We start from the raw sequence: 10,078 nt of genomic DNA, 5'->3' as shown, positions 1-10,078 counted from the left end.
GTCCAACAAGGTGCCCTTGCATGAGATTGGGCCGCTGCCGCATCTCGTCGACGTCGTCGGCACCGGTGGCGATGGCGCACACAGCTTCAACATCTCCACCTGCTCGATGTTCGTCGCGGCGGCAGCGGGTGCGCAGGTGGCCAAGCATGGCAACCGCAGCGTCAGCAGCAAGACCGGCAGCGCCGACGTGCTGGAGGCCCTGGGCGCCAACATCCAGCTTTCGCCACGTGCCGTGGCAGCGTGCCTGGACGAGTGCGGCATCGGCTTCATGTTCGCGCCCAATCACCACCCGGCGATGAAGAACATCGCGCCGGTGCGCCGCGAGCTCGGCGTGCGCACCATCTTCAACATCCTGGGCCCGCTGACCAACCCGGCCGGCGCGCCCAACATCCTGATGGGCGTCTTCCACCCCGACCTCGTCGGCATCCAGGTGCGCGTGCTGCAGCGCCTGGGCGCCGAGCACGCGCTCGTCGTCTACGGCAAGGACGGCATGGACGAGATTTCGCTGGGCGCCACCACCCTGGTGGGCGAGCTGAAGGACGGCGCCGTGCGCGAGTACGAGATCCATCCCGAGGACTTCGGCATGGCCATGGCCAGCAATCGCAGCCTCAAGGTCGAGAACCCGGAACAGTCGCGCGAGATGCTGGTCGGTGTGCTCGACGGCAAGCCCGGCCCAGCGCGCGACATCGTGCTGTTGAACGCTGGCGCGACGCTATACGCCGCCAACGTGGCGCCGACGCTGAGCGACGGCATCGCCCGCGCACGCACGGCACTCGACAGTGGTGCGGCGCGTGCCAAGCTGGATGCCTTCGTCAAGCAGACCCAGGGGCTGGGAGGAAAAGCGTGAGCAGCGATATCCTGAATCGCATCGTCGAGGTCAAATGGGAAGAGATCGCGGCGGCCAAGCTCAAGCGCTCGCTGGCCTCACAGCGTGAGGAGGCAGAGGCCCGCAAGGGTGAGCGCCTGGGCTTCGAACGGTCGCTGCGCGCCACCATCGCGGCCGGCCGCGCGGCCGTCATTGCCGAGATCAAGAAGGCCAGCCCCAGCAAGGGCGTGCTGCGCGAGGATTTCAAGCCGGGGCAGATCGCCGAAAGCTATGCCCGCAACGGCGCGGCCTGCCTGAGTGTGCTGACTGACGAGCGCTTCTTCCAGGGCTCGGCCGCCTATCTGCGCGAAGCCCGCGCCGCCTGCGAGCTGCCGGTGCTGCGCAAGGACTTCATGGTGGACGAGTACCAGGTCATGGAAGCCGGCGCGATGGGCGCCGACTGCATCCTGCTGATCGCCGCCTGCCTGGCCGACTCGCAGATGGCCGACCTCGAGGCGGCGGCCCATGCCCTCGGGCTGGACGTTCTCGTTGAAGTCCATGACGGCGAGGAGCTCGACCGCGCCCTCCAGCTGAAGACGCCGCTGGTCGGCATCAACAACCGCAATCTGCGCACCTTCGACGTGACGCTGGACACGACGCTGGCCCTGCTGCCGCGCGTGCCGGCCGACAAGCTGCTGGTGACCGAATCCGGCATCCTCGGCGCGGCGGACGTGAAGCGCATGCGCGAGGCGAACGTCAACGCCTTCCTCGTCGGCGAGGCCTTCATGCGCGCGCCCGACCCGGGCCAGGCGCTGGCGACCCTGTTCGGATGAAGCTGCCGCTGCAACTCCCCGACACCGACTGGCGCCCCGTCGTCGAAGCTTGGGCCGCCTCGCCCGTTGGCCAGAAACTGGAAGCCTTCCTGGAAGAGCGCGCCGCCGCCGGCGCCACCATCTACCCGCCCGAGCCGCTGCGCGCGCTGACGCTGACGCCGCTGGCCAGCACCCGCGTCGTCATCCTCGGCCAGGACCCGTACCACGGCCCCGGCCAGGCGGAAGGTCTGAGCTTCAGCGTGCCGCCCGGCGTGCCGCTGCCGCCCAGCCTGCGCAATATCTTCAAGGAGATCCAGCGCGACCTTGGCAAGCCCTTCCCGCCCAATGGCAGCCTGGTGCGCTGGGCCGAAGGCGGCACGCTGCTGCTCAACGCCGTGCTAACGGTGGAGGACGGCCAGCCCGCCAGCCATGCCAATCGCGGCTGGGAAGTGCTGACCGACGCCCTCATCAAGGCCGCGGCTGAGGATCCAGCGCCGAAGGTCTTCATGCTGTGGGGTAGCTATGCCCAGGCTAAGGCGCCGCTGATCGAGGCCGCCCGGCAGGATCACCTCGTGCTGAAGGCCAACCACCCGTCGCCGCTGTCGGCGCTGAAGCCGCCGCGGCCCTTCATCGGTTGCGGACATTTCTCGACGGCCAAAACCTGGCTGGAGGAGCGCGGGCGGGGTGCGCCGCGCAAGAGCTGACCGGTTTTCAAGCCGCGGATTGTTCCGCTGGCAGCAACTCGCCGTTCTCTCTGCCCCGCTTTTTCTCGCGGCGCGCAATTCCTACAGTGACAACCTATCGGCACACCCCTCTCGGCGGTGGCCGACCAGGAGAGTCACCATGAACAACACCCGATCCATTTCCACGCTGATCACCGCCGCGACGGCAGTCGCAGCGCTGGCGGCGGGCATGTTGCTGGCTATCAGCGCCCCAGCTCCGTCGGCCGAAGACTTCGGTCCGGCGGCCGTGGTCGCCAGCAGCGCGGCCGACGAGGCTTGAGCCCTCAGCTCGTCGTACAGCGCAGCTTCAGCCCGCCCATCGCCTCGCGGCCGATCAGCTCGACGACCCAGTCGACGAACACCCGCAGCTTGCTGCTGAGATGGCGGTTGGGCGGGTAGACGACGTAGACCGGCACCGGGTCGGCGTCCCATTCCTCCAGCACCCGCACCAGTTCGCCGCTCTTGAGCAGCGGGCCGGCCATGAAGCAGGTCACCTGCACGACGCCCAGGTGGGCCAGGCCGGCATTCAGATAGGCATTCGCATCGTTCACCGCCAGGATGTGGTTGCCCGCCACCTCTATTTCTTCCTCGCCGCGGCGGAAGGTGTCTGGCATGACCTTGCCGCTGCGTGCCGAGAAATAACCCACCATGCGATGTGGCGCCTGCGTCAGCTCCAGCGGATGGGCTGGCGCGCCATGGCGGCGCAGGTATTCGGGCGTCGCGCAGGTGATGAAGCGGAATTCGCCGATGCGCCGCGCGACCAGGCTCTGGTCGGTCAACTCGCCACCACGGATCACGCAGTCGATGTTGTCGCTGATCAGGTCCACCGTGCGATCGCTGACGCCAAGCTCGATCTGGATGTCGGGGTACTTGGCGTAGAAATCCGGCAGGTGCGGAATGATCATCTCGCGCCCCACCACGCCGGGAACGTCGATGCGGATGCGGCCACGCGGCGTCACACGGGCCTGGTTCATGCTGCCTTCCAGCTCCTCCAGGTCGCCCAGCAGGCGCATGGCGCGCTCGTAGTAGGCCGCGCCATCCGGCGTCACTGTCACGCGCCGCGTGGTGCGGTTCAGCAGCTTGGTGCGCAGATGGCCTTCCAGCGTCTGGATCAGGCGCGTGACGGTGGCCTTGGGCAGGTCCAGGGAATCGGCCGCCTTGGTGAAGGTGCCGGCCTCGACCACCCGAACATAGGCTTGCATCGCGGAGAGTCGGTCCATGACTTCATTGTTCCACGGCAAGGAAAAGTGAGTCACTTTCAAGGCCGTTTATCCCTAGGCCGTTGATCACTATCTTTCGGTCCATGGACAAGATCGCCTCCCCTGCCACTTTGCGCCTCGGCCCTGCGCCGGGCCTCGTGGCCCAGGTCTACACGGCGCGCCGGCCGCTGGACGGCGACGGGCGCGCGCTGCTGCTCTGGCTGCACGGCGGCTGCTTCACGGACGGCTCACTCCAGGCCAGCCGGGCGCGCAGCGAGATGCTCGCCGACGCGGGCGCTGATGTCGTCTCGCTGGACTATCCGCTGGCGCCTGAGCACCCTTTCCCCAGCGGCCTGAGCGCCGCCTTCGAGGCCCTGCAGGCCCTCGCCGCCAAGCCGGCCAGGCTGACCGGCAGCCCGCACACCGCCCTGTTCGTTGCCGGCGAGGAAGCGGGCGGCAACCTCGCCGCGGCGCTCGCGCTGATGGCCCGCGACCAGCACGCACCCAAGCTCGCTGGCCAGTTGCTGATTGCGCCCATGCTGGACCCGCAACTCGGCAGCGCCTCCATGCGCGACGGCGAATGCGGCGGCTGTGAATGCCACTACGCCAAGGGCTGGCAGGCCTATCTCGGCGGCAGCACGCGCGCCGACCACCCCTATGCCGCGCCGCTGAACGCCAGCCGGCTGAGCGGCCTGGCGCCCGCGCTGATCCTCAGCGCCGCGGGCCACCCGCTGAGCGACGAGTCGCGCCGCTATGCAGTTGCACTCCGGGAGCAAGGCGGCACCGCCAAGGAGATGACGCTGCCCGCCATCGCGCCGGGCTATGCGCTGAATCCCATCCACGAATTCCTGCGTGAGGCGGCCCGCCGCGCGCTGTCCCTTCCCGCCTGATTCCTGCCTGATTGACCTTCGGAGAGAAATAGAAATGCAGTCCAACCCTCGTCTCAATCGTCGTGCCGGCCTGATCGCTGGCGCCGTCGCTCTCGTCGCCCTGGGCGCCGTGGGCTTCGCCCAGTTCGGCTCGGGCGCAGCCCAGGCCGACGCCGGCCCCACCACGCCGCCCGCCACACCGGTGTCCGTCGCCCAGGTTGTCAGCCAGGATGTATCGGCCTGGAACGAGTTCTCGGGCCGCCTGGAAGCCGTCGAGCGCGTCGATGTGCGGGCCCGTGTGTCGGGCGCCGTGCAGGCCGTGCATTTCCGCGAGGGCAGCCTCGTGAAGGCGGGCGACCTGCTCGTCACCATCGACCCCGCGCCCTACCAAGCCGAGGTGCAGCGCCTGGAAGCACAGGTGGCCGCCGCCCAGGCCCGCGTCACCTACACGCTCAGCGAGGCCCAACGCGCCAAGTCCCTGCTGGAGGAGCGCGCCGTGGCGCGCCGCGAGTTCGACGAGAAGGACAACGCCGCCCGTGAAGGTGCGGCCAACCTGCGCGCCGCTCAGGCCGCGCTGCAATCGGCGCAGCTGTCCTTGAGCTACACCCAGGTGCGTGCACCGGTGGCGGGCCGCGTTGGCAGGATCGAAGTGACGCAGGGCAACCTCGTCGCCGCGGGTGCCGGTGCGCCGGTGCTGACGACGCTGGTGTCGGTCAGCCCGATCTACGCCAGCTTCGACGCCGACGAAAAGGTGGTGCGCGAGGCGCTCGCCTCGCTGCCCGGCGGCGGCGCCGAGCGCAAAGGCATGGAGCGCATTCCCGTGGAGATGCTGGCAGGCAGTGACAAGAGCCAGACAGGCCGCCTGCAACTCGTCGACAACCAGGTGGATGCCAGGAGCGGCACGCTGCGCGTGCGCGCCGTCTTCGACAACAAGGACGGCGGCCTGATCCCTGGCCAGTTTGCCAAGCTGCGCATGGGCCAGGCGAAGAACGAGGCGGCCCTGCTCGTCAATGAGCGCGCCGTCGGCACCGACCAGGACAAGCGTTATGTCATCGTCGTCGGCCAGGGCAACCAGGCCGAATGGCGCGGTGTGACGCTGGGCGCCAACGTCAACGGCCTGCGTGTCGTGACCAGCGGCCTCAAGGGCGGCGAGCGCATCGTCGTCGGCGGCGTGCAGCGCGTGAGGCCGGGGTCGGTGCTCGCACCCAAGGACGTCGCCATGGACGCCAAACCCGAACTGGCGGCGCAGCAAGCCGCTGCAAAAACCTCCTGATCTAGCCCTCATCCCACCGCGAGCCCCTGGTTGCGGGCCGGTTCAGCCGGCCTGCGGGGGGCGTGCTGTCTGGAGCCAACATGAATCTCTCTAAATTCTTCATCGACCGCCCCATCTTTGCGGGCGTGCTGTCGCTGCTGATCTTCATCGGCGGCCTGCTGTCGATCCGCGCGCTGCCGATCTCGGAATACCCCGACGTCGTGCCGCCCTCGGTCGTCGTGCGCGCCCAATACCCCGGCGCCAACCCCAAGGTCATCGCCGAGACGGTGGCCACGCCGCTCGAGGAAGCCATCAACGGCATCGAGGACATGCTCTACATGAGCAGCCAGGCGACGACTGACGGCCTGATGACGCTGACCGTCAGCTTCAAGCTCGGCACCGACCCCGACAAGGCCCAGCAGCTGGTGCAGAACCGCGTCAGCCAGGCCGAGGCGCGCCTGCCCGAGGAGGTCAAGCGCCTGGGCGTGACGACGGTCAAGAGCAGCCCCGACCTGACCATGGTCGTGCACCTGACCTCGCCCAACGAGCGCTACGACATGACCTATCTGCGCAACTACGCGCTGCTCAACGTCAAGGACCGCCTCGCGCGCATCCCCGGCGTGGGCCAGGTGYTGATGTTCGGCTCGGGCGACTACGCGATGCGCGTCTGGCTGGACCCGCAGAAGGTCGCCGAGCATGGCCTGTCGGCCAGTGACGTGGTGACCGCCATCCGCGGCCAGAACGTGCAGGCCGCCGCCGGCGTCGTTGGCGCTTCACCGGGCCTGCAAGGCATCGACCTGCAGTTGTCCGTCAACGCGCAGGGCCGGCTGCAGACCGCTGAGGAATTCGGCGACATCATCGTCAAGAGTGGCGCCAATGGGGCCGTGACGCGGCTGCGCGACCTCGGCCGCGTCGAGCTCGGCGCCAGCGAATACGCGCTGCGCTCGCTGCTGGACAACAAGTCCGCCGTCGCGGTGCCGATCTTCCAGGCTCCGGGCGGCAATGCGCTGGACATCTCGGCCAATGTGCGCGCCGCGATGGAAGACCTGAAGACGGCCATGCCCGAAGGCGTGGAATACACCATCGTCTACGACCCGACGCAGTTCGTGCGCGCGTCCATCGAGTCCGTCATCCACACGCTGCTGGAGGCCGTGGCCCTGGTGGTGCTGGTCGTCATCCTGTTCCTGCAGACCTGGCGCGCCTCCATCATCCCGCTGCTGGCCGTGCCGGTGTCCATCATCGGCACCTTCGCGGTGATGCACGGTTTCGGCTTCTCGATCAATGCGCTGAGCCTGTTCGGCCTGGTGCTGGCCATCGGCATCGTCGTGGACGACGCCATCGTGGTGGTCGAGAACGTCGAGCGCAATATCGCCTCGGGCCTGTCGCCCCGCGACGCCACCTACCGCGCCATGCGTGAGGTGTCGGGCCCCATCATCGCCATCGCGCTGACGCTGATCTCGGTGTTCGTGCCGCTGGCCTTCATCAGCGGCCTGACCGGCCAGTTCTACAAGCAGTTCGCGCTGACCATCGCCATCTCGACGGTGATCTCGGCGATCAACTCGCTGACCCTGTCGCCGGCCCTGGCCGCCCTGCTGCTGAAGGGCCACGACGCCCCCAAGGACGCGCTGACCCGTGGCATGGACGCCGTGCTGGGCCGTTTCTTCGGCGGCTTCAACCGGCTGTTCTCGAGCGGCTCCGCCAAGTACGGCAGTGGCGTGAAGACGCTGATGTCGCGCAAGGCCTTCATGATGGTCGTCTACCTCGTGCTCGTTGCAGCCACGGCCGGCCTGTTCAAGGCCGTGCCCGGTGGCTTCGTGCCGGGCCAGGACAAGCAGTACCTGATCGGCTTCGCCCAGCTGCCCGACGGCGCGACGCTGGACCGCACCGAGGACGTCATCCGCCGCATGACCGACATCACGCTGAAGACGCCGGGTGTGGAGCACGCGGTGGCCTTCCCCGGCCTGTCGATCAACGGCTTCACCAACAGCTCCAGCTCGGGCATCGTCTTCGCGACGCTCAAGCCCTTTGACGAGCGCAAGAGCAAGGATCTGTCCGCGGGCGCCATCGCCGGCAAGCTGAACGCGCAATACGGCGCCATCGAGGATGCCTTCATCGTCATGTTCCCGCCGCCGCCCGTGCAGGGCCTGGGCACGACGGGTGGTTTCAAGCTGCAGCTGCAGGATCGCGGCGGCCTCGGCTACGAGGCCATGGACCAGGCGCTGAAGGGCTTCATGGCCAAGGCCTACAAGACGCCCGAACTGGCCGGCCTGTTCTCGAGCTACCAGGTCAATGTGCCGCAGCTGTTCGCCGACCTCGACCGCACCAAGGCGCGCCAGCTTGGCGTCGCCGTGACGGACGTGTTCGACACCATGCAGATCTACCTCGGCAGCCTGTATGTGAACGACTTCAACAAGTTCGGCCGCACCTACTCGGTCCGCGTGCAGGCGGACGCCGCCTACCGCGCCCGTGCCGAGGACATCGGCGCGCTGAAGGTGCGCTCCAACACCGGCGAGATGGTGCCGCTGGCCGCGCTGATGAAGGTCACGCCCAGTTTCGGGCCGGAGCGCGCGCTGCGCTACAACGGCTTCCTGGCCGCCGACATCAATGGCGGCGCCGCACCCGGCTTCTCGTCGGGCCAGGCCCAGGCCGCGGTAGAACGCATCGCCGCCGAGACCCTGCCCCCGGGCATCGGCTACGAGTGGRCCGACCTGACCTACCAGGAAAAGATTGCCGGCAACTCGGGTGCGTGGGTCTTCCCGCTGGCCATCCTGCTGGTCTTCCTGGTGCTGGCCGCGCAGTATGAGAGCCTGACCCTGCCCATCGCCATCCTGCTCATCGTGCCCATGGGCCTGTTGGCGGCGATGACGGGCGTGTATCTCAGCCATGGCGACAACAACGTGTTCACGCAGATCGGCCTCATCGTGCTGGTGGGCCTGAGTGCGAAGAACGCCATCCTGATCGTCGAGTTCGCCCGTGAGCTGGAGTTCGCCGGCAGAACGCCGATGCAGGCCGCGCTGGAGGCGGCGCGGCTCAGACTGCGTCCCATCCTGATGACGTCAATGGCCTTCGTCATGGGCGTGCTGCCCCTGGTGCTGTCCACCGGCGCCGGCGCCGAGATGCGCCAGGCCATGGGCATCGCGGTGTTCGCCGGAATGATCGGCGTGACGCTGTTCGGCCTGTTCCTGACGCCGCTGTTCTACGTCATCGTGCGCCGCGTCACCGGCAATGCACCGCTGCGCCACCACGGTGGCCAGGTCGCCGCTCCTGCCGCACCCACGCAGCCCGTCATCGACGCCCTGCCGCAACGAGGAAAGTGATCAACATCATGAAATTGAACCTGACCCCACTTTTTGCAGCGCTGCTGCTGGCCGGCTGCGCGTCGGTCGGCACGGTCGACCCGTCCCAGCTGCCGCAGGCGCCCGCCGCCTACAAGGCCCAGGTTGCGAACGACGCACCTGCGCTGACCGCCAGCTGGTGGCAGCCCTTTGCCGACCCGGTGCTGGACGACCTCGTCGGCCGTGCGATGGCGGCCAACACCAGCGTGCAAGCCGCAGCCAACCGCCTGGCCCAGGCGCGTGCGGCACTGGGCAGCACCGAGGCGGCGCGTCTGCCGCAGCTCGGTGTCGCCGCCGGTGCCGGCCGCGCTGCCGACCCCGGCGCGCGAGGCGTCACGCAATACAACGCCGGCCTGAACCTGGCCTATGAACTGGACCTGGGCGGCCGCCTGCTGCACGAACGCAATGCCAGCGCGCTGGACGTGCTCGCCCGCGAACAGCTGCTGGCCGATGCCCGCCTGCTGGTGCAGGCCAATGTCGCCCGCGGCTACCTGGCGCTGCGTGCGCTGGATGCCGAGCGCGAGATCGTCAGGGGCACCGTTGCGGCCTATGGCGAGACGCTGTCGCTGACCGAGAAGCGCGCCCGCGCTGGCGACGTCGCCGACCTGGACCTGGCTCGCGTGCGCGCCGAGCTGGCCGCCAACGAGGCCGAGGCGCTGGCCCTGGACCGCCGCCGCCTGGAGCTTGAAACTGCGTTGGCCGTGCTGCTGGGCGAGCCGGCCTCCAACTTCCGACTCGCGCCCACCGCGTGGGCCACTGCCCTGCCCACCGTACCCGCCGGCTTGCCGAGCGAGCTGCTGCAACGACGCCCCGACCTCGCCGCCGCACGCAGCCAACTGCAGGCCGCGCAGGCCCGCGTCGGCGTCGCCCAGGCCGCCTGGTGGCCCAGCCTGTCACTGACGGCCCAGGGCGGCGGCGTGTCGAGCGAGCTGTCCAACCTGCTGAAGAGTGGCGCCAGCACCTGGGGCGTCGGCCTGCTGGCCGCGCTGCCCATCTTTGACGGCGGCCGCCGCGAGGCGGGTGTCAACGCAGCCAAGACCCAGCTCGATGGCTCGGCGATTGCCTTCCGCGAGCAGTTCCTGCT

The 10,078-nt window shown here is 68.7% G+C and carries 9 protein-coding genes; 8 read left to right on the top strand and 1 reads right to left on the bottom strand.

From position 1 onward, the window contains the following. The 4 genes from trpD to ACXJKR_RS15185 form a co-directional block, all read left to right on the top strand. On the top strand, positions 1-847 hold an 847-nt coding region (trpD, locus tag ACXJKR_RS15200; RefSeq protein ID WP_457323532.1), incomplete at its 5' end, for an anthranilate phosphoribosyltransferase. After that, positions 844-1,638: an indole-3-glycerol phosphate synthase TrpC gene (gene trpC, locus ACXJKR_RS15195; RefSeq protein ID WP_457323531.1), complete on the top strand. Its 795-nt coding sequence runs from the start codon at positions 844-846 to the stop codon at positions 1,636-1,638. The genes trpD and trpC, both read left to right, overlap by 4 nt. After that, on the top strand, positions 1,635-2,321 hold the full coding sequence (locus ACXJKR_RS15190) for a uracil-DNA glycosylase (RefSeq protein ID WP_457323530.1): 687 nt from the start codon (positions 1,635-1,637) through the stop codon (positions 2,319-2,321). Before trpC ends, ACXJKR_RS15190 begins: the two co-directional genes overlap by 4 nt. A gap of 139 nt (positions 2,322-2,460) precedes the next feature. Next, positions 2,461-2,619 (top strand): hypothetical protein, encoded by a 159-nt coding sequence (locus ACXJKR_RS15185; RefSeq protein ID WP_157256194.1) that lies wholly within the window; start codon positions 2,461-2,463, stop codon positions 2,617-2,619. A gap of 4 nt (positions 2,620-2,623) precedes the next feature. Here ACXJKR_RS15185 and ACXJKR_RS15180 read toward each other — a convergent pair whose 3' ends face one another. Next, entirely contained in the window at positions 2,624-3,559 is a 936-nt protein-coding gene (locus ACXJKR_RS15180) for a LysR family transcriptional regulator (protein WP_056191688.1), read from the bottom strand. Positions 3,560-3,642: 83 nt separating this feature from the next. Here ACXJKR_RS15180 and ACXJKR_RS15175 point away from each other — a divergent pair, with 83 nt between their 5' ends. From ACXJKR_RS15175 to ACXJKR_RS15160, 4 genes are all read left to right on the top strand, one after another. Further along, positions 3,643-4,428: an alpha/beta hydrolase fold domain-containing protein gene (locus tag ACXJKR_RS15175; RefSeq protein WP_457323529.1), complete on the top strand. Its 786-nt coding sequence runs from the start codon at positions 3,643-3,645 to the stop codon at positions 4,426-4,428. Between the two features lie 34 nt (positions 4,429-4,462). Beyond that, complete coding sequence (locus ACXJKR_RS15170; RefSeq protein WP_457323528.1) at positions 4,463-5,680, top strand: efflux RND transporter periplasmic adaptor subunit; 1,218 nt, start codon at positions 4,463-4,465, stop codon at positions 5,678-5,680. A gap of 80 nt (positions 5,681-5,760) precedes the next feature. Then, positions 5,761-8,976: an efflux RND transporter permease subunit gene (locus tag ACXJKR_RS15165; protein ID WP_457323527.1), complete on the top strand. Its 3,216-nt coding sequence runs from the start codon at positions 5,761-5,763 to the stop codon at positions 8,974-8,976. A gap of 8 nt (positions 8,977-8,984) precedes the next feature. Continuing rightward, positions 8,985-10,078, top strand: a 1,094-nt coding sequence (locus ACXJKR_RS15160) for an efflux transporter outer membrane subunit (RefSeq protein WP_457323526.1), incomplete at its 3' end; no start/stop codon positions are given.

This window comes from Roseateles sp. P5_E11 (assembly GCF_054049355.1).
Note: the sequence above shows the minus strand (reverse complement) of the source record. Positions and strands in the feature narration are given on the sequence as shown.